Genomic DNA, 23,122 nt, shown 5'->3' with positions numbered 1-23,122 from the left:
TACGGCTGCTCGCGGGGGACACCGTCGGCGTCCTCATCTGGTTCGTCGGCGCGGCGCTGCTCCATGACCTGGTGCTGGTCCCGCTGTACTCGACCGTCGATCTGGCGCTGCGCAGGGCGACGGGCGGCCCCCGCACCGGGCTGGTGAACTTCGTGCGGGTGCCCGCCTTTCTCTCCGGTCTCCTGCTGCTCATCTGGTTCCCGCTGATCACCCGTCAGGCGGAGCGCTACGCACCGGCGAGCGGGCTCTCCCCCGATGTGTTCCTGGGCAACTGGCTGCTCATCACGGCGGCGCTGTGCGTCGTGTCGGCGCTCTGGCTGACGGCCAGGATGTTCGGGGTCCGTCGCAGGGAGACGAAGGGGCGGCCGTCCGCCTCCCACTGATCGACGGGCTCCCACCCCGGGTACCCGGCGTGGCGGAGCAGGGCGGGCGTCCCGAGCCGCGCCCACGGGAACGGCTCCTCCGCCGCCGGCTGGATGCCGTTCGGCGAGGCGCCCGCGCCGCGTCCGTCGTCGAGGTGGACCCTGACCCGTTCGTCGATGTTCTGCGGCACGGTCTCGGCGATGAGCAGCCCGCCGGGGGCGAGCAGGCCGGCCGCCCGGTCCAGGAGCCGGCGCGGGTCCCCGCCGATGCCGATGTTTCCGTCGAGGAGCAGCACGGTGCCCCAGCGCCCCTCGCCCGGCAACGGTTCGAAGACGGAGCGTCGCAGCGCCGAACCGCCCAGGCGCAGCGTGCGGGCGACCGCCGCCTCGCTGACGTCGATGCCGAGGGCGCGGTGGCCCCGGGCGGCCAGTTCGGCGACCAGACGCCCCGGGCCGCAGCCGATGTCCAGGACGGGTCCCTCGCAGCGTCGCAGCGCCGACCGGTCCGCCGCGTCGGCGCCCGCGCACCAGCGCTCGACGTCGAGCGGCAGCAGCCAGCCGTCGGTGCGGCGGAGGAAGAGCGGGCCGTGTCCGTTGCGCAGGGCGTCGGCATACGGGTCGGTGCCCCATGGCGCGGCGTTCGGACCGGGCGGCGACGCAGCCGTGGGGGTCGTGGTGCGCTGCGGGGCCGCCGTCATCGGACCGCCACCCCGGTCAGCCGTGCCAGGGTGGCGGCGAACCGGCTGTGCGGCGCGGCGGCGGCCACCTCCACGGCGTCCGCCGCGGTGTCCACGTCCCGCAGCCGTACCAGGTCGCGTACGCGGAGCCCGGCCGCGGTCAGGCGTGCGCGCTGCACGGCACCCGTGTCCGGCGCGGACATGGGTACACCGCGCAGCAGTTCCGGGTCGGGGGCGGCCAGACCCAGCGCCCAGAAGCCGCCGTCCTCGGCCGGTCCGAACCAGGCGTCACAGCCGTCCCACGCGGTGTCCGTGAGCGCGGGCGCCAGCGTGGCCGCGTCGACCTGCGGGGTGTCCATGCCGATCAGCACGGTCGGCCCGACGCAGGCGCCGAAAGCCGCCGCGAGCCGCTCGTCGAGGCCGCCGCCGCACTGCGGGATCACCTCGACGCCTGCCGGCAGCCAGGGGCCGGGGGCCCCGGCCAGGACGACGGCGCGCCGCCACGCGGGCAGGGTCAGGACGGTCTCCAGGGTGTCGGCGAGCGAGGCCTCGGCGAGACGGGCCGCCTCTGTGGGGCTGAACGGCGGAGTGAGCCGGGTCTTGACCCGTCCGGGCACCGGTTCCTTCGCGATGACCAGCAGCGTGGCCGGCCCGCCGGGCCTCTTCCCGGCGCTCATCGCGACACCGGGGGCCGCACGGTGGACACACCGGCCGGTGCGGGCGGCCTGCGCAACACCCCGCGCATGTCGCGCACTGCCTGCCAGGTGCCCCGCCAGGTGCCGGTCACCTTCGACTTGCCGGTACGGGACAGATACGGCACATCCGTCTCGGCGACCCGCAGCCCGTGGTCCGAGGCGCGGACCACCATTTCCAACGGGTAGCCGCTGCGCCGGTCCGTGAGGCCGAGCGCCAGCAGTTCCTCCCGGCGTCCGGCCCGCATCGGGCCGAGGTCGCGCAGCCGCAGCCCGGTGCGGCGGCGCAGCATCCGGGACAGCGCCAGATTGCCCAGCCGGGCGTGGAGCGGCCAGGCGCCGCGGCCCTGCGGCCGGCGCCTGCCGAGCAGCAGATCGGTCTCGCCCGCGGCGAGGCGCCCGACGAATCCGGGCAGCAGCGCGGGGTCCAGCGATCCGTCGCAGTCGCAGAAGCAGACGTATTCCGCGTCGGCGGCGAGGAGTCCCGCGTGGCAGGCGGCGCCGAAGCCACGTTGCGGCTCGTGCACCACGGTGGCGCCCAGCGAACGGGCGAGTTCGGCCGAACCGTCCGTGGAGCCGTTGTCGACGACGATGGCGCGCCAGCCGTCCGGGATCGCGCCCAGCACGCCGGGCAGGGCCGCGGCCTCGTCCAGGCAGGGCAGGACCACATCGGCCACGGGCGCGGGCGCTGAAGCGGGGCGGTGGGGGGCGTTCGACGGGGAGGAGTCGGTCACGCCGCTCACCCTACGGAGCCGAAACCGGCATTCCGGACTCCAGGTTCTTACGAAACGTGGACGTCGCACGGTTGGGCGTCCCACGGCGCCCGGCGCGAGACGCCCGGGTGCCAAGGTGGAGGGATGCAGAACATCCCGGACACCCCCGGTGAGGACCCCCGGCCAGGACCGGCCCCGTCCCCCGGCCCGCGCCCGCGCGGCGGCCGGGTCCTGGTCGTGGACGACGACCCGACGGTCGCCGAGGTCGTCGCGGGCTATCTGAACGGTGCGGGCTACGAGGTCGAGCGTGCCGACGACGGGGCGTCCGCGCTGGAACGGTTCGCGGCCCACCGCCCCGACCTGGTGGTCCTGGACCTGATGCTGCCGGGCATGGACGGTTTCGAGGTGTGCCGTCGGATGCGTGCCCACGGGCCGGTGCCGGTGATCATGCTGAGCGCGCGGGGCGACGAGGACGACCGTGTCCTGGGCCTGGAGACCGGGGCCGACGACTACGTCACGAAACCGTTCAGCCCGCGCGAACTGGTCCTTAGGGTCGACTCCGTGCTGCGGCGCGCCGGTGCCTCGCCGGCCGGCGTGCCGGCCGCGCTCCTGGAGGGCGCGGGGCTCGTCCTGGACCCCGCCGCGCGACAGGCGACGCGGGCGGGACGCACGCTGGCGCTCACCCTGCGCGAGTTCGACCTGCTCGCCTTCTTCCTGCGTCACCCGGGCCGGGCGTTCACCCGGGAGGAACTGATGCGGGAGGTGTGGGGCTGGGACTTCGGTGACCTGTCGACGGTGACGGTCCACATCCGCCGCCTGCGCGGCAAGATCGAGACGGACCCGGCCCGCCCGGAACGGATCCGTACGGTCTGGGGCGTCGGCTACCGCCTGGACGTCCCCGCCGACGAGCCCCCGACGGCCCCCGCGGACCCGCCCGGTCTCCCCGCCCCCACCCCCGGAGCCTGAGCAGCGCCATGGCCGACTTCCTCCTCATCGCCCTCTTCGCCTTCCTCGGCGCGGCCGCCGCCGGACTGCTCGGGGCGCTCGCCCTGCGGCTGTTCCGGCACCGCTCGCTCGTCGTCTCGCTGTCCGTGGTGGCAGCCGTCGCAGTGACCGCGATGCTCGCGGGGACGCTCGCCGTCGCCTGGGCGATGTTCCTGTCACCGCACGACCTGAGCGTGGTCACCACCGTCGTCGCGATGGCCGCCGCCGTCTCGCTGGCCACGGCGATGCTGCTCGGCCGGTGGATCGCCGCCAGGAGCCGCGACCTCACTCTGGCGGCGCGCTCGTTCGGTGACGGCGGCACCTTCGCCGCTCCCGCCGGACAGGCCAACGCCGAACTCGACGCCCTCACCCGCGAACTGGCCGCCACCAGCGACAAGCTCGACGCCTCCCGCGAGCGTGAGCGCGCGCTGGAGACCTCGCGGCGGGAACTCGTCGCCTGGATCTCGCACGACCTGCGCACCCCGCTCGCCGGACTGCGGGCCATGTCCGAGGCGCTGGAGGACGGCCTGGCCGCCGACTCGGGGCGCTATCTGCGGCAGATACGCACCGAGGTGGAGCGGATGAACGACATGGTCGGCGACCTCTTCGAACTCTCCCGGATCCACGCCGGTTCGCTGGCCCTCGCCGTGGCCCGGACCTCCGTGTACGACCTGGTGGGGGACGCTCTCGCGGGCGCACACCCGCTCGCCCGCGCGCACGGTGTGCGGCTGGTCGGCGACGGGATCGAGGCCGTGCCGGTGGAGGTCGACAGCAAGGAGATGAGCCGGGTCCTGGGCAACCTGCTGATCAACGCGATCCGCCGCACCCCCGCCGACGGCACGGTCGCGGTGGCCGCGCACCGTGACGGCGACGGGGTGGTGCTCTCGGTGACCGACGGCTGCGGCGGCATTCCCGAGGAGGACCTGCCCCGGGTGTTCGACACCGGATGGCGCGGCAGCCACGCCCGGACCCCACCCGCCGGAGCGGGCCTGGGACTTGCCATCGTGCGCGGCATCGTCGAGGCCCATGCGGGCCGGGCGGCGGTGCGCAACGTGCGGGGCGGCTGCTGCTTCGAGGTCACGCTCCCGGTCGCCTGAACTCAGCGGCCGGCGGGCACGCCCCGCAGCGGCTGTGACGCGAACGCGGCCAGCCCTTCGGCGAAGCCCACCCCGGGCTTCCAGCCCAGCTCCGCACGCAGCCGGCCCGAGTCGGCGGTGACATGGCGTACGTCCCCGAGCCGGTACTCGCCGGTCACGACCGGGAACGGGCCGCCGTGCGCCGACGCCAGGGCCTCGGCCATCTCGCCGATGGTGTGCGGCTCCCCGCTGCCCGTGTTGTACGCGGTGAAGGCTCCGGGCTCCCGGCCCGCGAGGGCCGCCAGCGCCACGGCGTTCGCCGACGCCACGTCCCGCACGTGGACGAAGTCACGCCGCTGGCCGCCGTCCTCGAAGACGCGCGGCGCCTCGCCACGGGCCAGGGCGGAGCGGAAGAAGGAGGCGACACCGGCGTACGGGGTGTCGCGCGGCATACCCGGTCCGTACACGTTGTGGTAGCGCAGCGACACCGCGCGCCCGCCGGTGGCGCGGGCCCAGGACGAGGCCAGGTGTTCCTGGGCGAGCTTGGTGGCGGCGTACACGTTGCGCGGGTCGGCGGGCGCGTCCTCCGAGACGAGACCGGGCGTCAGTTCCGTACCGCAGGAGGGGCAGCGCGGTTCGAAGCGGCCTGCCGCCAGATCGCCCTCGGACCGGGGGCCCGGCCGGACCGTGCCGTGGCGGGGGCAGTCGTAGCGTCCCTCGCCGTAGACCACCATCGACCCGGCGAGCACCAGGTCCCGCACGCCCGCTTCGGTCATCGCGGCGAGCAGCACCGCCGTACCCAGGTCGTTGCAGCCGACGTACGCGGGGGCGTCCGCGAAGTCCTTCCCCAGGCCGACCATGGCCGCCTGGTGGCACACAGCGTCGATGCCGCGCAGCGCCGCGTCCACCGCGGCCCGGTCGCGCACGTCCCCGACGATCGTCCCGTCGCCGCCCCCTGGGACGGCCGCCCCGCCGTGCGCGGACGCGAGATAGGCGTCCAGCACCACCGCCTCGTGGCCGGCCGAGGTGAGAGTCCTGACGATCTCCGAACCGATGAACCCGGCGCCGCCGGTGACAAGTACACGCATGACGGCCACGCTAGGGCGCCGGCGGCTGAGGGCGCGGCTTCCGCGTCGGCACGTCACGGGACCGTAAGAGGGGCCGGTCGGTCAGACGAACAGGAACGCGCCCGCCGTCGCCGCGCCCAGCGCCGTACCGGCCGTCACCTGGCCCACCGTGTGATAGCCGAGCGCGACCCGCGACCAGCACACGGCGGCCGTCATCACGTACCCGGACAGCCACCACGGCGAGTGCACCGAGGCGAGCAGCGCGACCACGGCCGAGGCGACCGAGGCGTCCACCGAGATCTTCCAGACCGTGTTGACGGCCAGCAGGACCACGGTCATCACCCACAGCCCGAGCATCGCGGTCAGGATGCCCGAGGGGGCGCCGCCCAGCACCATGACCGCCGAACCGGTGCCGATGGAGCCGAGGATGACGAGGAAGATCGGGGCCCGCTTGGTCCGGTCGACGACATGGCGGTCGCCCCAGGTGCCGCGCCCGCGCTCCCACTCGATGTAGCCGGCCGGGACGAGCCCGGCGCACAGGGCGCCGAGGAATCCCCAGAGCAGCCCGGTCCAGTGGCCGGCTGCCGCCAGCCCGATGGCGAGCATGCCGGCCAGCAGGACGTTGCGGGGCTGGAAGACGTCGGTCACGGTGCGCGCGGCGGACGTGCCGGCGATGCCGCTCGTCCCGGTGTCGGGGGTGGTGGTGTCGGGGGTGGTGCTCATGCCTGCTGCTCCTGCTCCTTGACCGCCGCGGAGGATTCCTCCAGGACCTGCCGGGCCCGCTCCGGCGTGACCGTGCGGTACGCCGTCGCCACCCGGACCAGCCAGGCGACCTCGCCGTCCTGGTCGGTGGCGTGCTGGGTACCGACGGCGGCCGCGTCGCCCGCCGGTGCCCCGGCGCTCCGGGCCGAGAGCGCCGCCTTGATCCAGTAGGCGTCGGCCAGCGGCCCGGCCTGCTCCCGGTCGGCGCTCCCGGCAGCGGCCTCGGCGGCAGGCAGCAGCGCGTCGGGCACGTAGTGGCGCAGCTTCTCCACCGCGTCGGCGATGTCCGCGGCCCACCGGTCGACCCGCAGGTCGGCCGGGGTGCCGAAACGGGTCAGCTCGCGCAGCAGCGGTGCCGGGGGGTCGAAGGGCTGGTCGGGGAAGGCCGCCATCAGCTCGTACCAGAGCGCGTGCAGCTGCATCTGGGCGCGCCAGAGCTTCGCCCGGCGGCGGACGTTGCTCAGCGCGGGGATGGAGGCGCCGATCGCGAAGAAGGCGAACAGCGCCACCTGCGAGGCCTCGGTGACCTCGTCGAACTTCAGGGCGAAGGCCTCGCCGGGCCGGTCGATGACGCTGACCCAGAGGAACAGCGTCCGGCTGACGGTGTAGCCGACGCCGATGAACATGGCGAACGTCATCATCCCCAGGCCCACCCGCAGATGGCGCAGCTCGGCACTGGCTGTGGCGAGCGCCCACTGGTAGGCGCAGACGGCGGAGGCGGCGCCGAGGTAGAGGTAGAACACGCTCATGTAGAGCGTCGCGCCCCACTGCCCGGCATGGTCGGCGACGAAGCGGTCCGACGGCGCGGACCGGTCCACGACGGTGAAGAACAGCACCGTCAGCAGGACGAGCGTGGCGACGGAGGCCTTCGTCGCGACCTGCTGGACGATCCGCGCGAACCGTACGTGGCGCGGGACGGCCCCGGCATCGGCGTACTGGCCGTAGATCGCCACGATGTAGCTGAGAATGGCCAGAATCGCGATCGTCGCCGTGTAGTGCTTGATCAGCACCGAAAGGTCGGTGACCGGACTGTCGTTGAGCCCGATGCGCACCGCACGGGTCTTGGTCCACAGCGCGGCGGCGAATCCGGCGTAACAGCCCCACAGGGCCCGGCGGCGCCGGTCCTCCTCGTCGCCCCACAGGGCGGCAGGCATGCGCCACAGGGCGACGGCTGTCATCAGGCCGGCTATCAGATAGCCGGCGACGTCGAGCGGGGTCACGGCGGAGGTCCTTGTGGTGTGGGGGGACGGGGATCGGGCGAAGCGGCGCTACGTACGGCGGAACAGGCCGCGGCGGCGGTGGGCGACCGGTCGCGAGAGCGAGTTGGCGAGCCGCCCCACCATGTCATCGCTCGTCACGTCCCTGGCCATGCGGGGGATGAGCGAGGCACCCAATTCGGCCATGCGTTCGTCGTGGGTGTCGTACTGGGCGCGGGCCTGCACGGCGTCCGGGCTGTCCAGTGCGTCCGGGCCGACGACGCGGGCGATCAGGGAGGTGTCGAAGACGGGCAGCAGCCGCCGCAGCTGCTCCGCGTCCAGCGAGGTGCCGTGGTCGAACCACTCGTGGCACAGCTCGTGCAGGATGACGTGCTGGGTCTGGTACACGGTGGGGCGCCGGCGGTAGAGCACGACGCTGGTCCCGCCGGCCTTCAGCCGCAGCCCGCAGGCGGCGTTGACACGGGCCAGCCGGTCGGGCATCTCGTGCAGCACGATGGTGCGGCCGCGGGCCGCCTCCATGTTCGCCACCAGACCCTCGACCGTGAAGGGGGAGGGAAGCGGGAGGCCGGCCAGCCCGGCCTCGCACTCCTTCCGCAGTTCGCGCATGGACACCGCGCTAACTCCGTGGTCGGCCGTCGGCCGGTGGCTGCCGGTCCTTGGCGTCCTGGAGCAGGGCAAGCGCGAACTGCAGCAGCTCCGGCGGCAGTCCGTCCTCGTCCAGCCCCCGCCCGGCCAGCCCGCTGATCTCGCCGGTACGCCGCTTCGCCAGGAACTGCAGCCCCGCGACGACGTCGTCGACGACCTCGGACTCCTCCTTGAAGAAGCGCCAGTCCACGCCGAAACCGAGGCCGAGTGCCTTGAGGATGTCCTCGGACGGCTGGGTGACCTTGCCGGCCAGGATGTTGGAGAAGTAGCTGTGGGAGAGGGACCCGCCGCGCTCCTTGACCAGGTCGGCGAAGAGCCGTCCCGAGATCTTGCGGCCGGGGAAGGTCTTCTCGACCATGTACTCGACCTTCTGCCGCAGCGTTCGCAGCTCCGGCGCGCGTTCTTCGCCGTTGTCCATCCGGCCCCCACGTTCACGTCCACCGCACGGGCGTCTGTCCGGCTCCGGGCGGTGCTCGATTCGGTCAACGGGCTCGTACTGTAACCAACCCCGACGCCTCGTCCGCCAACCGGGAGCCCTGAGGGGGACGCCGTAAAGGGATGAAGTGGAGCATCCTGCTCCGGTGTCCGGAGCGGGCTTGCGCAAACACTCTACGTCACTGTTAACTCGAAAAAACATGGGCAGGGGACCACGAGGGGAGTCCCTTGCCCGTGAAAACGCCTGCGCGAACCCGCCTCGTGCGCGAGGGTCCGGCGCGCACATGGGTGTAGCCCTTCACGACGGGGGATGCGTGAAGGGCTACGCGTGCATTATGACCTCTGGCCAGGCAGTCATCAACTGACCGGCCGGTCAGCGTTCTTGGTGAGCCCCCGGCCGGTCGTCCCGCAGAGCGCGGTCGCGTTGCCCCTCGGGCGCGCCGGGACGCGTCCGGGCGGCAGGTCCCGCGAGGGGTTCCGCGACGGGCCGCAGGGTGCCGGGACCGGGGCGGATCAGATTATTTCCCCCGACCGGCCCGGTAAATCTGTCGCGACTATGCTAGACACGATGGCTCGCACAATGAGAGTTCCTCTTTCGGTCAACGAAGTCAGCGATACGCGGCAGGTGCACATGCCCCCCGAAACCCCTCCGCAGGCCACTGACCGTTTCGATGACGACGACTACCCCGCCTACACCATGGGACGCGCCGCGGAGATGATCGGCGCCACGCCCGGATTCCTCCGTGCGATCGGTGAGGCCCGACTGATCACCCCTCTGCGGTCGGAGGGCGGCCACCGCCGCTACTCCCGCTACCAGTTGCGTATCGCGGCCCGCGCCCGTGAACTCGTCGACGGCGGAACGCCGATCGAGGCCGCGTGCCGCATCGTGATCCTGGAGGACCAGCTCGAAGAGGCGCTCCGGCTGAACGAGGAGCTGCGCCGGCCCACCCCGGGCCGCGACACGGCCTGAGCGGGCGCGGGCACCGCACGCGCGCGCCCCGCCTTCAAGCGCGGTGTCGCGCACCCGTCGTCCCCGCCCCGCCGCCCCGTCGTCCCCGCCCCGCCGCCCCGTGCGTCCCCGCCCCGCCGCCCCGTGCGTCCCCGCCCCGCTGATCCCTGCGCGTCCCCGCCCCGCCGATTCCCGCCGAGCACGTCGCCTCGTTCGCGGAGGCGACCATCGGGAAAGCCCTGGACCGCGTGGACGTGTGGGGCGTCACCCGATGGTGTTCGCGCAACGTGTCCCGCTCGCCGGCCGACTTCTCGAACTCGACTACAGCCTAGGCCCGTTGATCAACAGCTGGCAGGTCAGGCCGGCCCGCCGGGTCATCGCCCGGACCGTCGAGGAGCACCGCGGCAGGACCCGCCGCCCCGCTCTCCGGACCACGGCCGTCGTCGTCGGCGCCGGTGACGACGCGACCGCGCCCCGCCGCTCGACGCGTGCCCCCGGTGGTGTCGTCTTCGAAGCCGTCGCCGGGCTCACCGCGGACGGGGTCCGTCCCATGGCCGCCCTCGCAAGCAACGCCGACGACGCGCAGCACCTGGCCGCCCGGGGTATCACCGGGGTAGTGACTCCGGAACAGGTCCGATGACCACGCCCGGGCCCGCCACCAAAACCGCGCACCGCCGGTAAGCGCCGCACACACGCCCCACCGGCGCCCACCTCACAACGGAGCCCCCTCATGCACGACGACCGCGGTCTGGCCGAAGCCCGTCTGAAGCGCGTTCTCGACGAGCGCATCCGGCCGGCCGTATACCCGGAATCCGTCCCGCTGGATGTCGCCGTCTGGAACGCACCGGGCGAGCCCGTCCCCGTGGCCGAGGGTCTGGCCGGTCCGACCGGGCCGATCGCGGTCGGCGACCGGTGGGGCGCTCCGTGGGGCACCTGCTGGTTCCGGGTCTCCGGGACGGTCCCCGAGGCCTGGGCCGGCCGGACCGTCGAGGCGCTGCTCGACCTCGGCTTCGACGAGAACATGCCGGGCTTCCAGTGCGAGGGCCTCGTCTACCGCCCCGACGGCACTCCGGTGAAGGGCCTCAACCCGCGCAACCAGTGGGTGCGTGTGGGAGCCCCCGCCGCCGGTGGCGAGGTCGTGGTGCTGCACATCGAGGCGGCCTCCAACCCGGTCATCCTCGATCACCACCCCTTCGTGCCGACCACGCTCGGCGACAAGGGGACCGCGGGCGACGAACCGCAGTACACCCTCGCCCGGATGGACCTCGCCGTCTTCGACGAGCAGGTGTGGAACCTCGTCCAGGACCTGGAGGTGCTGGGCGAACTGATGCAGGAGCTGCCCGTCGACGGCGCCCGGCGCTGGGCCATCCTGCGCGCCATCGGCCGCGCCCTGGACGCGGTCGACCTCCAGGACGTGAACGGCACCGCGGCCGCCGCGCGGGAGCAGCTCGCCGAGGTCCTCGCGACGCCCGCCCAGCCGTCCGCGCACCGCATCAGCGCGGTCGGCCACGCACACATCGACTCCGCCTGGCTGTGGCCGCTGCGCGAGACGGTCCGCAAGGTCGCCCGTACGACGTCCAACATGACCGCGCTCCTGGACGAGGAGCCGGACTTCGTCTTCGCGATGTCGCAGGCCCAGCAGTTCGCCTGGATCAAGGAGCACCGGCCGGAGGTCTACGCCAAGGTCAAGAGGGCCGTGGCCCAGGGGCGGTTCGTGCCGGCCGGCGGTATGTGGGTCGAGTCCGACACGAACATGCCGGGTTCCGAGGCGATGGCCCGCCAGTTCGTGCACGGCAAGCGCTTCTTCCTCGACGAGTTCGGCATCGAGAACGACGAGGCGTGGCTGCCCGACACCTTCGGCTTCGCGGCCGGTCTGCCGCAGATCATCAAGGCCGCGGGCTCCAAGTGGCTGCTGACCCAGAAGATCTCGTGGAGCCGGACCAACAGGTTCCCGCACCACACCTTCCAGTGGGAGGGCATCGACGGCACCCGGATCTTCACGCACTTCCCGCCCGTCGACACCTACAACTGCTCGATGAAGGGCAGCGAGATCGCCCATGCGGCGAGGAACTTCAAGGACAAGGGAGTCGCCCGGCACTCCCTCGCCCCGACCGGCTGGGGCGACGGCGGTGGCGGCACCACCCGCGAGATGATCGCCAAGGCCGCCAGGATGCGCAGCCTGGAGGGCTCGGCGACGGTGACGTGGGAGACCCCCACCGACTTCTTCACCAAGGCGCAGGCGGAGTACCCGGACGCACCCGTGTGGGTCGGCGAGCTCTATCTGGAACTGCACCGCGCCACCCTCACCAGCCAGGCGAGGACGAAGCAGGGCAACCGCCGCAGCGAACACCTGCTGCGGGAGGCCGAGCTGTGGGCCGCCACCGCCGCGGTGCGGACCGGGTCCGCCTACCCGTACGAGCAGCTGGACCGGATCTGGAAGACGGTGCTGCTGCACCAGTTCCACGACATCCTGCCCGGCTCGTCGATCGCCTGGGTGCACCGCGAGGCGGAGAAGACGTACGCGGCCGTCGCCGAGGAGCTGAACGGCATCATCGACGCCGCCCAGCGGGAGCTGGCCGGCGACTCCGCGACGGGCGGGGTTCTCGTCTTCAACTCCGCCCCGCACGCGCGCGGCGGCGTCGCAGCCGGCGCGGCGGCGGCCGTCCCCGCGGGCAGCTGCCCGGCCCCGGCCCCGCGCGAGGGCGGCGGCCACGTGCTGGACAACGGCTTGCTCCGGGTGGAGATCGACGCCCGCGGACTGGTCGTCTCGGCGTACGACATCGGCGCGGAACGCGAGACGGTGGCACCGGGCCGTGCCGCGAACCTGCTGCAGATCCACCCCGACCTGCCGAACATGCGGGACGCGTGGGACGTCGACGAGTTCTACCGCAACACGGTCACCGACCTGACGGAACTCGACGAGCTCACCCCCGTCGAGGACGCGGCCGCCGCCCGCGTACGGATCGTCCGCAGCTTCGGTGACTCGAAGGTGACCCAGCTGCTGACCCTGGCGCCGGGCGCCAAGCGGCTGGACATCGACACCGAGGTCGACTGGCACGAGACGGAGAAGTTCCTCAAGGCCGCCTTCCCCCTGGACGTCCACGCCGAGCGGTACGCCTCCGAGACGCAGTTCGGGCACTTCTACCGGGCCACCCACACCAACACCAGCTGGGAGGCCGCCAAGTTCGAGGCCTGCAACCACCGCTTCGTCCACCTGGAGGAGCCGGGCTGGGGCGTGGCGCTCGTCAACGACTCGACGTACGGCCACGACGTGACCCGTACGGTCCGCGACTCCGACGCGGGTACGACCACCACCGTGCGGGTCTCGCTGTTGCGTGCTCCCCGATTCCCCGACCCGGAGACCGACCAGGGCGTGCACCGCTTCCGGCACGCCCTGGTCCCCGGTGCGGCGATCGGTGACGCGGTCCGCGAGGGCTTCCGTATCAACCTGCGGGAGCGCCGGGTCACCGGTGACCGGGAGGTGGCCCCGCTGGTGGCCGTCGACAACGACGCGGTCGTCGTGAGCGCGGTCAAACTGGCGGACGACGCGAGCGGCGACCTCGTCGTCCGCCTCTACGAGTCGACGGGCGGACGCGCCAAGGTCCGGCTCGCCACGGCCTACGAGGCCGGCGGCGTCGCGGTGTGCGACCTGCTGGAGCGTCCGTCCGCCGACGCTGCGGTGCCGGAACTCCGCGACAGCGGTGTGGAGTTGGCGCTGCGGCCCTTCGAGCTGGTCACCCTGAGGTTCGCGTGCGGCTGACCCGTACGCCCTCCCTCCGGTCCTGGACCGGAGGGAGGGCGGTGCACCGGCCCCGAGATGCCGTAGCACGGAGCGACGAATATCTATAGCCGCAAGCACAGAATTTTATGCAATGCCCGGTGAAGGTTTATGACGCACCGGGCGGAGTGAAATTACTTGCCGCGCCCGCTCGCATTCATTGTGCTACTGTAGATCTCAGTTGCAGTTGTGGTTCCCAAAGACTCCAAGTGCTCTCCTCGGCTAAATGGGCCGGTGGGTGCGCTTTTGTATTTTCCGGTTCATTATCCGGATGGGGTAATCATCGCGGCGACGCGGGACTGGCACAGTGCCAGTCCCCGGGCTCTGCCCCAGAAGGAGATAAAACATGGCTACTGGCACCGTCAAGTGGTTCAACGCGGAAAAGGGCTTCGGCTTCATCGAGCAGGATGGTGGCGGCGCTGACGTCTTCGCCCACTACTCGAACATCGCCGCCAGCGGCTTCCGTGAGCTGCAGGAGGGCCAGAAGGTGAACTTCGACGTCACGCAGGGCCAGAAGGGCCCGCAGGCGGAGAACATCACCCCCGCGTGAATCCGATGACACCGGCGCTCACGCGCTGAGTGCGCATCCACAGCTGGGGCCCGCACCTTGGGTGCGGGCCCCAGCTCGTTGCTTTTCCCGGGTCCGCCCCCGTGCACGCCGTGCCGGTACCACCGCCACGAGCCGCCGGGGAAGCGCACAGGACCCACGCTCTTCACCGTGCGGCGGACGATCCGCCATGGCTCCCGGACCACCGGTCCGCCGGAGCCCCGTGACGAGACCCGCAGGCCCGCATCCCGGGCCGGCTCGTCCGTCATTGCGAAGCGCCGGACCCGGTTCTGCCGGGCCCGTATCGGCTCAAGACCGGCTGCCGGGCTTCGTTCACGTATGCCAACGGCCCGTTCTTGCGATTCTTGTGCCGCTCGTCGCCGCAATGAATTCCTCGATACGCGCCATATCGAGGAAAGGTTCTGTATGAACCGCGATCGCACAGCTCGCTCCAACGACCGTTTTTCCCGTACCACCCGCGGCGGTGGAGCCCCCGGTTCCGGCGGCTCCCGTTCGGGTGGCGGCGGCTTCCGCTCGCAGGCCCCGGGCCGCCAGGGCGGCGGCCAGGGACGCTTCGGCGCCCCGGCCCAGCGCTCCGGCGGTGGCTACGGCCGCCGCCCCGCCGCCAAGCAGGGCGAGTTCGCCCTGCCGAAGACCATCACCCCGGGACTGCCCGCCGTCGAGGCCTTCGCCGACCTCGACATGCCCGCGCCGCTGCTGTCGGCGCTCGCGACCGAGGGCGTCACCGTGCCCTTCCCGATCCAGGCGGCCACGCTGCCGAACTCGCTCGCCGGCCGTGACGTGCTCGGCCGCGGCCGCACCGGCTCCGGCAAGACGCTCGCCTTCGGTCTGGCCCTGCTGGCCCGTATCGACGGACGGCGCGCCGACTCCCGCCGCCCGCTGGCCCTGGTCCTCGTCCCCACCCGGGAACTGGCCCAGCAGGTCACCGACGCGCTCACCCCGTACGCCCGCTCGCTCAAGCTGCGGATGGCCACCGTCGTCGGCGGCATGTCGATCGGCCGGCAGGCCGCGGCCCTGCGCGGTGGCTCCGAGGTCGTCGTCGCCACTCCCGGCCGGCTGAAGGACCTGATCGAGCGCGGCGACTGCAACCTGGACCGGGTCTCCATCACCGTCCTGGACGAGGCCGACCAGATGGCCGACATGGGCTTCATGCCGCAGGTCACCGAGCTGCTCGACCAGGTGCAGCCGGAGGGCCAGCGGATGCTGTTCTCGGCCACCCTGGACCGTAACGTCGACCTGCTCGTCCGCCGCTACCTGCACGACCCGGTCGTTCACTCGGTCGACCCGGCCGCCGGTGCGGTGACGACGATGGAGCACCACGTGCTCTACGTCCGCGGCGCCGACAAGTACGCCACCACGACGGAGATCGCCGCCCGCGACGGCCGGGTGATCATGTTCCTCGACACCAAGCACGCCGTGGACAAGCTCACCGACCACCTGCTCAGCAGCGGGGTACGGGCGGCGGCGCTGCACGGCGGGAAGTCCCAGCCGCAGCGCACCCGGACCCTGACCCGGTTCAAGACCGGACACGTCACGGTGCTGGTCGCCACCAACGTCGCGGCCCGCGGCATCCACGTCGACAACCTCGACCTGGTCGTCAACGTCGACCCGCCGAGCGACCACAAGGACTACCTGCACCGCGGCGGCCGCACCGCCCGGGCCGGCGAGTCCGGCAGCGTCGTCACGCTGGTGCTGCCCAACCAGCGCCGTGAGATGACGCGCCTGATGGCCGACGCCGGGATCACCCCGCAGGTCGCCGAGGTCCGCTCCGGCGAGGCCGAGCTGAGCCGGATCACCGGTGCGCAGGCGCCCTCGGGCATCCCCGTCACCATCACCTCGCCGCCCTCGGAGCGGCCCAAGGGCGGCTCCTCCTCCCGCGGCCGGCGCAGCCGGCCGTCCCAGGCGCGCCGCTCGTCGTCCTCCACGTCGTCGTCCTCCTCCCAGTCGCGGGGCGGCGGCGCGCCGCGCCGCTCCTCCGGCGACCGCGCCGCCTGAGTGGCTGCACCCGCGTTCCCCGCCCGGTTCCGTCCCCGACCCCGTTGAGGCACTATGCGCTGCGTCATCGCCCGTTTCCCGTTCGACCTTTTCAAGCACGAGGTCGAGGAATCGATGAAGGGCATCAAGCCCGAACCCGTCACCGGGGAATCGGTGATCATCAGCCGTCGTGTGTACCCCGTCAAGCAGGTGGGCGAGGTCATCACCCGGCAGGACCGCCGCGACTTCTCGGCCGGTGAGGTGACCAGGGCGCTCTCGCGCCTCGGCTTCACCTGCCGGTCCGTCCCGGCCCCCGCCGCACCCGTGGTGCTCAGTCCCCTGGAAGCGGCTTCGGCCGCACTGGGGACACCCGGCCAGGACGCCTGAGCCCGCCCCGTCACACACCGAGGCCCGGTCTCCCCGAGAGGGAGGCCGGGCCTCGGCGCGTGCGGTGCCAGGACCGGTGTCAGGTCCAGAGCGCCTCGGCGAGCGTGACGCCGGCGAACGCCGCGCCGAGACCCGCGGCCACGCTGGCCACCGCGTTGGCCGCCGCGTAGAAGCGCGCCCCGCCCTCGGCCAGCCGCAGCGTCTCGTAACTGAACGTCGAGTACGTGGTCAGCGCCCCGCAGAGCCCCGTCCCTAGCAGCAGCTGCAGGTGCGAGGACGCGGCGCCGGCCGCCGCCGCGCCGGTCAGCAGGCCCAGCACCAGACAGCCGCTCACGTTCACCGTGAAGGTCCCCCACGGGAAGACGGTGTCGTGCCTGGACTGCACCGCCCGGTCGGTCAGGTACCGCAGCGGGGCACCGACCGCCGCGCCGATGATCACCAGCAGCCAGTTCACCGGCGCTCCCCGGGATCCGGCGCCGGGCGGACGATCTCGCAGGCGTCCAGCGTGACCGGGCCACAGGCCAGTTCGGCGATCAGAGGCAGGAACGCGCGGATCCTCGCCTCCGTGTCCACGATCACCACCGCGACCGGCAGGTCCTCGCTGAGCGACAGCAGCCGCTGGGTGTGGATCATCGAGGAGGCGCCGAAGCCCTCGACGCCCCGGAACACGCTGGCGCCCGCCAGTCCCGCCGCGTGCGCCCGGTGCACGATCTCCGTGCAGACCGGGCGGTGGTGCCAGGTGTCGGACTCGCCGGTCAGGACGGTCAGCCGCAGACCCGGTGTCGTGTGCGAAGTCGTCATGTCTGCCTCCAGGCCAGTGCGCGGCGGGTCGTCCACACCGCGCTCCACACCGCCACGAGGGCCGCGAGCAGGGTCAGTGCCAGGTAGGCCAGGCCGGTACGGGCCCGGCCGCCGTCGACGAGGCGCTCGATGTCCACGGCGTACGTGGAGAAGGTGGTGAACCCGCCCAGCACCCCGGTGCCGAAGAACGGGCGCACCAGGCGGTGGGCCGTCCACGCCTCGCTGATCACCACCATGAACACACCGATCACCGCGCAGCCGACGACGTTCACCACGAGGGTCGTCCACGGGAATCCGCCCGGCGCGGCGGGCCACAGGAGGGCGGCACCGTAGCGGGCGGACGCGCCCACCGCGCCGCCGAGCGCGACCACCGCGACGGCGGCGGTCTGCGGGTTGGGGGTCTTCGCGGACACACGTCTCCTACCTGCCGGGGCGCCCGCCGGACGCGGGCTCGCACGTACGCAAGTAGGGACCGTTGGCGGCTTGCCGCGGTTCGGGTACGGCGGGCCCCACCGCCGTGCGGCGGCCGTCACCGGTCCCCGCTCTCCTCAGGATATCGCCCGTGTGCCGCGGGGGATCGTTGTCCTAGGGTTGCGCGGGTGTATGCCAACGGGGAGTTGCGGACAGCAGTCGGGAACATAGAGCGGGGGCGCATCCCCCGGCAGCGGGAGCGGGGGCGGGAGCCGGAACCCAGGAAGCCGTGGTGGCGGCGGCACGGTGTGCCGGTCGTCGCCGTGGCCGTCGTGATTCCGCTCTATGCCGTGTGGGCCGCCGTCCTGGCCACCGGCGGCGGTGACCTCGCCGCACAGCTCGCCTGGTCGGGGTTCACCGCCCGCCACCCGGGTGCGGCCTACAACCTCTCCTGGTACGGAGGGACGCACACGGCCAACTACAGCGTCTTCTCCTCGTACTTGATGGCCCTCTTCGGCGTCCGGGCGGTGTCCGTGGCCGCCGGGATCGCGGGCACCTGGCTCATGGCCCTCCTCTTCGCCCGCAGGGGTGTGCCGCACGCTCTCCTTCCCGCGGTTCTCGCCGCGCTCGCCCTGTGGTGCAACGTCGCGTCAGGGCGTACGACCTTCGCGCTCGGCGTCGCCGTCGGGCTCGTCGCCTGCCTCTGGGTCCACCGCTCGGTGACGGCCCTCGTGGCCGGGGCGCTGGCGACGATGGCCAGTCCAGTAGCGGGGCTGTTCCTCGTGGTGGCGGGGGCCGCATACCTTCTGGACCGGCAGTGGCGGAAGGGCGCGGTGCTGATGGTGCCGTTCTTCGCCGTCGTGGGCGCCACCACGGTGCTCTTCCCGTTCCAGGGCGAACAGCCCATGGCCGCCAACAGGCTGTGGATGCCGATCGTCGTCTGCGCCGTCCTCGCGGTCGCGGCCCCGGTGGGGCGGGAATGGCGTCTGCTGCGGTACGGCGCCCTGGTGTACGCCGTCGGCGTGCTCCTCACCTACCTCATCGCCACCCCGATCGGTACGAACGTGGAACGGCTGCTCGGTCTCGTCGCCGTGCCCGTGCTGCTCATGGCCGTCCTCGCCCTCGTCCGGGAGAAGGCGTGGGTACGGACGGCCGTGGTGGCGGTGGCACTCGTGCTGTCCGCCAACTGGCTGGTCGACAAGACCGCGGACGACCTCCGGGTGTCCACCGCCGTGCCGTCCTGGGCGTCCCGTACCGAGGGTGTGGTCGGAGAGCTCGACCGCCTCGACGCCGGTCTCGGCCGTGTGGAGGTCGTCCCGGCCCGTAACCACCGCGAGGCGGCCGCACTTGCTCCGCACGTGAACATGGCGCGTGGCTGGAACCGCCAGCTCGACGTCGAACGCGGGCGGCTCTTCTACGACGGGTCGCTGTCCCCCGCCGCCTACCGGGCCTGGCTGGACCGGTGGGCCGTGGGCTACGTGGTGCTGCACCACGGACAGCCCGACGGCCCCGCCGAGGCCGAGGCGGCGCTGATCAGGGCCGGGCAGCCCTGGCTGAAGAAGGTGTGGCAGGACGCCGGGTGGACGATCTACCGGGTGCGGGACGCGAAGCCGCTGGTGGAGGCCCCCGCCGAGGTCGCGGGCGGCAATGACGCCGAGCTGGTGGTGCGGATGCCCGAGGCGGGATCGGTGACCATCCGCGTCGCCCATTCACCGTGGCTGCGGGTGCGCGGCGTGGACGGGGCCACCGGAGGCTGCCTGCGGCAGGACGGTGACTGGACGAGGCTGACCGTACCGAAGGGCGGGACGTACCGCCTGGACTCGGCGTACCGGCTGTCGCGCGGCGACGGCTGCTGAGGCGGCGTTCCTGCCGCTACGACAAGGGCTGCCCGCCCTGCACGGCGCGCGGTCCGGACCAGCGGTTTCACCCGATCGGCCACCGTATCTGCGCGCCGGGCGGAGAGGCCGCAGGGTGGTTCCATGTGGCTCCGTCACCGACTCTGGCCGGCCGCCGCGGTCCTCCCGCTCACCCTTCTGATGCTGCGGGACGCCCCGGTGCGCCTCGTGCTGCCCCCGCCGGAAGCCCCGGTGCACAAGCGGGCGCACGGGGTGTCGCAGCCCACGATCGTCACCCGGGCGGGCTGGCACGCGGACGAGAGCATGGTGCGGGAGCACGCGGTCTACACGGGCGCCGTGCGGGCGGTCTTCATCCATCACACGGGGGAGTCCAACACCTATGACTGCGCCGACGTGCCGCGCATGCTGCGGGCGGTCGAGGAGTCCCACATCAAGGGCAACGGCTGGGACGACATCGGCTACAACTTCCTCGTCGACCGGTGCGGGACGATCTACGAGGGCCGGGCCGGCGGCATCACGCGGCAGGTCCGCGGGGCGCACACCACGGGCTTCAACGCCGACAGCGTGGGCATAGCCGTGCTGGGCAACTACGGACGCGGGGCCGAGGTGCCGCGGGTCATCGTCCGGGCTCTCGCCGAGGTGGCCGCGTGGAAGCTGCGGCCCGGGTCCGATCCGCGCGGCACGGTGCGGCTGGTCTCGACGAACGGCGCGAGCAGGTACCCGAAGGGGAAGGCGGCCGTGCTGCACGTCATATCGGGCCACCGCGACGCCTACCAGACCAACTGTCCCGGCGAGGCGCTGTACGCGGAACTGCCCGCGATCCGGGCCGCGGCGGCGGCCCTGCGCCAGGCGCGGACGGGCACGGAGGACGCGGAGAGCCCTCCCCGGGTTTCGCACTAGTGCATATCACTGTTGTGCCTAGTTCGAAATGGGTTAGCATTCCGCCATGCCTGCCACGACCCCGCTTCCAGTGACCCTGACCGGCCGCCACGTCCGCGTCGAGCCGCTGTCCCCGGACCACCTCGACGACCTCTTCGCCGCCGGCGGCGGTGACGACGAGGTCTGGCGCTGGCAGGGCGGGCCGACCCCGCGGACGCCGGAGGAACTCGGCGAGAAGCTCACGGCGCTGCTCGCGGCCGCGCGGCGCGGTGAGTACGTCCCGTTCGCCGTCATCCACCTCGCGAGCGGCCGGGCGGTCGGCTGGACCACGTACATGGACGTCGACGCGGCCCACGAACGCCTGGAGATCGGATCGACTTGGTACGGCCGCGCCCACTGGCGCTCGGCCGTCAACACCGAGACGAAGCTGCTCCTGATCGGCCACGCCTTCGATGAACTCGGCATGGGGCGAGTGCAGTTGAAGACGGACCATCTCAACGTCCGCTCGCAGAAGGCGATCGCCCGGCTCGGTGCCCGGCATGAAGGGGTACTGCGGCGCCACCGCCGCCGCCCCGACGGCACCTGGCGCGACACGGTCTACTTCTCGCTGCTCGCCGACGAATGGCCCGAGGCGAAGGCCCGCCTGGAAGCCCGCCTCTGACCCCTCGCTGATCCGTACGCGGCCGGCTGTCGACGCCCGTACGGGGGCAGGCCCCCGGGTCCGTGTCCACCGGCCGGTGGACACGGGGTTCCACCGGGCGGGGCTGCCGGGCGAAGGGCCCCGCGAACCAGCATGGACGCATGAGAATGCGACCCGTACGTATGGCCCGTTGGAGCGCCCGGCATCCGTGGCGCGCGATCGTCGGCTGGTTCGTCTTCGTGCTGCTGTGTCTCGGCGCGGGCATCGCAGCCGGCAACAACCCCGCCACCACCAAGGACTTCTGGGTCGGCGAGGCGGGCCGTGCCGAGTCGATGGCCACCGACGGCGGCCTCCAGCGCCGGCCCACCGAACACGTCCTGATCCGTGCCAGGTCCGGCCCCCTGGACACGGAACGGGCCACCGCCGCGGCCCGCGACCTCACCGCCCGGATGGACGCGCTGCCCGAGGTGGACCGTGTGGCGTCGCCCGTCCGCTCGAAGGACGGCACGGCCCTGCGGGTGACCGTGGTCATGAAGGGCGCCGAGCTCGACGCCAGGAAGAACGTCGTCCCGCTCATCGACCGGACCGCCGAGGTGGCCGCCGCCCACCCGGACCTCGTCGTGGAGGAGACCGGTTCCCCCGCCATCAGCAAAGGCGTCAACGACCAGCGCGGAGAGGACCTCGCGCTGTCCGAGCGTCTCTCCCTGCCGGTGACGCTCGTCATCCTGCTGGTCGTGTTCGGCTCGGTCGTCATGGCGGGCGTGCCCCTGCTGCTGGCGCTCTCCTCGATCGCCGCGACGATGGGCCTGGCCATGCTGGCCTCGCACCTGATGCCCGACCCCGGCGTCGGGACCAACATGATCCTGCTCATGGGGCTCGCGGTCGGCGTCGACTACACGCTCTTCTACCTCAAGCGCGAACGCGAGGAACGCTCCCGGGCGGCCGGCCGGCTCAGCCCCGAGGCACTCGTGGAGCTCGCCGCGGCGACCGCCGGCCGGGCCGTCGTGGTATCCGGCCTCGCGGTGATCGTCTGCACCGCCACCCTCTACCTGGCCACCGACGTCATCTTCTCCTCGCTCGCGACCGGCACCGTCCTCGTGGTCGCCGTGGCCGTCCTCAGCTCGCTCACCGTGCTGCCCGCGCTGCTCGTGAAGCTCGGCCACCGCGCCGAACGCCGCGCCGCGAAGAAGGCCGCCCGCCGGGTGAAGCGGGGTGAGCCGGTCCGTACGAAGGCGGCGAAGCCCGAGAACGGCCGGATCTTCGGTGCCCTCATGCGCCCCGCGCAGCGCCGTCCCGCGATCACCCTGTGCGTCTCGGTCCTGGTCATGCTCGCCGTGGCGGCGCCCGCGCTGGGCCTCAAGCTCATCGACCCGGGCAAGGACACCTTCTCCCGCTCCATCCCGGCCATGCGGGTCTACGACCGGCTGACCGCCGCGTTCCCCGAACTCCTGGTCAAGCACGAGGTGGTGGCCCGGAGCACCCCCGGCCGGGCGCCCCGGGTCAGGCAGGCGCTGGCCGAGCTCGGCCGGAACGCCCAGGCGGACCCGCTCTTCGCCCGCACCGCCGAGCCCGTGGTGCGGACCTCCGCCGACGGCAGGACCAGCGTGCTGGAACTGGCGGTCCCGCACCCGGCACCCTCCGACGAGGCCATCGCATCGCTCGACCACCTGCGCCACCGCTACATCCCCGCGACGGTCGGCCAGTTGACCGCAGTGGACACGGCGGTCAGCGGTGACGTGGCCCGCGGTCAGGACTATGTGCACCACGAGCGGAGCAAGCTGCCGCTGGTGATCGGATTCCTGCTGCTGCTCACCTTCGTGACAACCGCCGTGGCGTTCCGCTCGGTCGTCGTCGGCCTGCTCGGAGTCGTACTGAACCTGCTCTCCGCGGCCGCCGCGCTCGGCGCGCTCGTCCTGGTCTTCCAGGGCACCTGGGCACAGGGCATGACGGCCCGCGAGGCGGTACTCGACGGCATCGCCCGCTCGGCCAAGGTGGTGACGAGCGCGGCCCTGGTCATGGTCACGATCTTCGCGGCCTTCGTCTTCCTGCACCTCACCGAGATGAAGCAGATGGGCTTCTGCCTGGCGGTCGCGGTCCTGCTGGACGCCGTGGTCATCCGGATGATGATCCTTCCCGCCGCACTGCTCCTCCTCGGCGAGCGCGCCTGGCGTCCGCTGCGGCCGTCGCGCCGCAGGGCCGCCGGAGCCCCCTCGGCCCCGGCTGACCGGCCCCTCCCCCACGTAGGCTGA

The 23,122-nt window shown here is 72.6% G+C and carries 23 protein-coding genes; 12 read left to right on the top strand and 11 right to left on the bottom strand.

Annotated features, from left to right (window positions below):
- Window positions 1–226 precede the first annotated feature (226 nt).
- Genes SH922_RS19070 through SH922_RS19060 form a run of 3 tightly spaced genes read right to left on the bottom strand, consistent with a single transcriptional unit; the run spans window position 227 to window position 2,465 of the window.
- The gene (locus SH922_RS19070; RefSeq protein ID WP_393059148.1) at window positions 227–1,060 is read right to left on the bottom strand and encodes a class I SAM-dependent methyltransferase; all 834 of its coding nucleotides are present in this window, start codon (window positions 1,058–1,060) and stop codon (window positions 227–229) included.
- Window positions 1,057–1,716, bottom strand: coding sequence for a DUF2064 domain-containing protein (locus tag SH922_RS19065; RefSeq protein WP_393059147.1), 660 nt, complete (start codon window positions 1,714–1,716; stop codon window positions 1,057–1,059). The genes SH922_RS19070 and SH922_RS19065 overlap by 4 nt, the downstream gene beginning before the upstream one ends.
- Window positions 1,713–2,465 carry a glycosyltransferase family 2 protein gene (locus SH922_RS19060; protein WP_393059146.1) on the bottom strand — a complete coding sequence of 251 codons (753 nt, stop codon included), beginning with the start codon at window positions 2,463–2,465 and terminating at the stop codon, window positions 1,713–1,715. The genes SH922_RS19065 and SH922_RS19060 overlap by 4 nt, the downstream gene beginning before the upstream one ends.
- 123 nt (window positions 2,466–2,588) lie before the next feature.
- Here SH922_RS19060 and SH922_RS19055 point away from each other — a divergent pair, with 123 nt between their 5' ends.
- Entirely contained in the window at window positions 2,589–3,410 is an 822-nt protein-coding gene (locus SH922_RS19055) for a response regulator transcription factor (protein ID WP_393059145.1), read from the top strand.
- 8 nt (window positions 3,411–3,418) lie between these two features.
- Window positions 3,419–4,525 carry a sensor histidine kinase gene (locus tag SH922_RS19050; RefSeq protein ID WP_393059144.1) on the top strand — a complete coding sequence of 369 codons (1,107 nt, stop codon included), beginning with the start codon at window positions 3,419–3,421 and terminating at the stop codon, window positions 4,523–4,525.
- Between the two features lie 2 nt (window positions 4,526–4,527).
- Here SH922_RS19050 and SH922_RS19045 read toward each other — a convergent pair whose 3' ends face one another.
- From SH922_RS19045 to SH922_RS19025, 5 genes are all read right to left on the bottom strand, one after another.
- Window positions 4,528–5,592, bottom strand: a complete 1,065-nt coding sequence (locus SH922_RS19045; protein ID WP_393059143.1) for an NAD-dependent epimerase/dehydratase family protein — start codon at window positions 5,590–5,592, stop codon at window positions 4,528–4,530.
- A gap of 81 nt (window positions 5,593–5,673) precedes the next feature.
- Complete coding sequence (locus tag SH922_RS19040; protein WP_393059142.1) at window positions 5,674–6,294, bottom strand: hypothetical protein; 621 nt, start codon at window positions 6,292–6,294, stop codon at window positions 5,674–5,676.
- Complete coding sequence (locus SH922_RS19035) at window positions 6,291–7,553, bottom strand: MAB_1171c family putative transporter (RefSeq protein WP_393059141.1); 1,263 nt, start codon at window positions 7,551–7,553, stop codon at window positions 6,291–6,293. The genes SH922_RS19040 and SH922_RS19035 overlap by 4 nt, the downstream gene beginning before the upstream one ends.
- Window positions 7,554–7,601: 48 nt before the next feature.
- Entirely contained in the window at window positions 7,602–8,162 is a 561-nt protein-coding gene (locus tag SH922_RS19030; RefSeq protein WP_393059140.1) for a toxin, read from the bottom strand.
- A gap of 4 nt (window positions 8,163–8,166) precedes the next feature.
- On the bottom strand, window positions 8,167–8,613 hold the full coding sequence (locus SH922_RS19025) for a hypothetical protein (protein WP_393059139.1): 447 nt from the start codon (window positions 8,611–8,613) through the stop codon (window positions 8,167–8,169).
- Window positions 8,614–9,261: 648 nt separating this feature from the next.
- Between SH922_RS19025 and SH922_RS19020 the strand changes: the two genes are divergently transcribed.
- The 6 genes from SH922_RS19020 to SH922_RS18995 all read left to right on the top strand — a co-directional run bounded on the left by SH922_RS19020 (window position 9,262) and on the right by SH922_RS18995 (window position 16,286).
- Window positions 9,262–9,600, top strand: a complete 339-nt coding sequence (locus SH922_RS19020; RefSeq protein ID WP_393059138.1) for a MerR family transcriptional regulator — start codon at window positions 9,262–9,264, stop codon at window positions 9,598–9,600.
- A 250-nt stretch (window positions 9,601–9,850) separates the two neighbouring features.
- On the top strand, window positions 9,851–10,219 hold the full coding sequence (locus SH922_RS19015; RefSeq protein ID WP_393059137.1) for a hypothetical protein: 369 nt from the start codon (window positions 9,851–9,853) through the stop codon (window positions 10,217–10,219).
- Between the two features lie 90 nt (window positions 10,220–10,309).
- The gene (locus SH922_RS19010; protein ID WP_393059136.1) at window positions 10,310–13,339 is read left to right on the top strand and encodes an alpha-mannosidase; all 3,030 of its coding nucleotides are present in this window, start codon (window positions 10,310–10,312) and stop codon (window positions 13,337–13,339) included.
- A 364-nt stretch (window positions 13,340–13,703) separates the two neighbouring features.
- Window positions 13,704–13,907 carry a cold-shock protein gene (locus tag SH922_RS19005; protein WP_015609674.1) on the top strand — a complete coding sequence of 68 codons (204 nt, stop codon included), beginning with the start codon at window positions 13,704–13,706 and terminating at the stop codon, window positions 13,905–13,907.
- Window positions 13,908–14,330: 423 nt separating this feature from the next.
- On the top strand, window positions 14,331–15,920 hold the full coding sequence (locus tag SH922_RS19000) for a DEAD/DEAH box helicase (protein ID WP_393059135.1): 1,590 nt from the start codon (window positions 14,331–14,333) through the stop codon (window positions 15,918–15,920).
- A 54-nt stretch (window positions 15,921–15,974) separates the two neighbouring features.
- Window positions 15,975–16,286, top strand: a complete 312-nt coding sequence (locus tag SH922_RS18995) for an SCO5918 family protein (protein ID WP_385283073.1) — start codon at window positions 15,975–15,977, stop codon at window positions 16,284–16,286.
- A 79-nt stretch (window positions 16,287–16,365) separates the two neighbouring features.
- Here SH922_RS18995 and crcB (SH922_RS18990) read toward each other — a convergent pair whose 3' ends face one another.
- The 3 genes from crcB (SH922_RS18990) to crcB (SH922_RS18980) are packed head-to-tail and all read right to left on the bottom strand — an operon-like array spanning window position 16,366 to window position 17,500.
- On the bottom strand, window positions 16,366–16,740 hold the full coding sequence (crcB, locus tag SH922_RS18990) for a fluoride efflux transporter CrcB (protein WP_393059134.1): 375 nt from the start codon (window positions 16,738–16,740) through the stop codon (window positions 16,366–16,368).
- Entirely contained in the window at window positions 16,737–17,087 is a 351-nt protein-coding gene (locus SH922_RS18985) for a DUF190 domain-containing protein (RefSeq protein ID WP_393059133.1), read from the bottom strand. The genes crcB (SH922_RS18990) and SH922_RS18985 overlap by 4 nt, the downstream gene beginning before the upstream one ends.
- Window positions 17,084–17,500, bottom strand: a complete 417-nt coding sequence (gene crcB / locus SH922_RS18980) for a fluoride efflux transporter CrcB (RefSeq protein WP_393059132.1) — start codon at window positions 17,498–17,500, stop codon at window positions 17,084–17,086. The genes SH922_RS18985 and crcB (SH922_RS18980) overlap by 4 nt, the downstream gene beginning before the upstream one ends.
- A 306-nt stretch (window positions 17,501–17,806) precedes the next feature.
- Here crcB (SH922_RS18980) and SH922_RS18975 point away from each other — a divergent pair, with 306 nt between their 5' ends.
- The 4 genes from SH922_RS18975 to SH922_RS18960 all read left to right on the top strand — a co-directional run bounded on the left by SH922_RS18975 (window position 17,807) and on the right by SH922_RS18960 (window position 23,122).
- On the top strand, window positions 17,807–19,354 hold the full coding sequence (locus SH922_RS18975) for a hypothetical protein (RefSeq protein WP_393063616.1): 1,548 nt from the start codon (window positions 17,807–17,809) through the stop codon (window positions 19,352–19,354).
- A 123-nt stretch (window positions 19,355–19,477) separates the two neighbouring features.
- On the top strand, window positions 19,478–20,254 hold the full coding sequence (locus tag SH922_RS18970) for a peptidoglycan recognition protein (protein ID WP_393059131.1): 777 nt from the start codon (window positions 19,478–19,480) through the stop codon (window positions 20,252–20,254).
- Between the two features lie 46 nt (window positions 20,255–20,300).
- Window positions 20,301–20,894, top strand: a complete 594-nt coding sequence (locus SH922_RS18965) for a GNAT family N-acetyltransferase (RefSeq protein WP_393059130.1) — start codon at window positions 20,301–20,303, stop codon at window positions 20,892–20,894.
- A gap of 140 nt (window positions 20,895–21,034) precedes the next feature.
- On the top strand, window positions 21,035–23,122 hold the full coding sequence (locus SH922_RS18960; protein ID WP_393059129.1) for an MMPL family transporter: 2,088 nt from the start codon (window positions 21,035–21,037) through the stop codon (window positions 23,120–23,122).

The sequence above is a fragment of the Streptomyces sp. LN549 genome, assembly GCF_043203805.1.
In the GTDB taxonomy this organism is placed as follows: Bacteria; Actinomycetota; Actinomycetes; order Streptomycetales; family Streptomycetaceae; genus Streptomyces.
The sequence above is the reverse complement of the archived record's forward strand: the minus strand, read 5'-3'. Positions and strand labels throughout refer to the sequence as shown.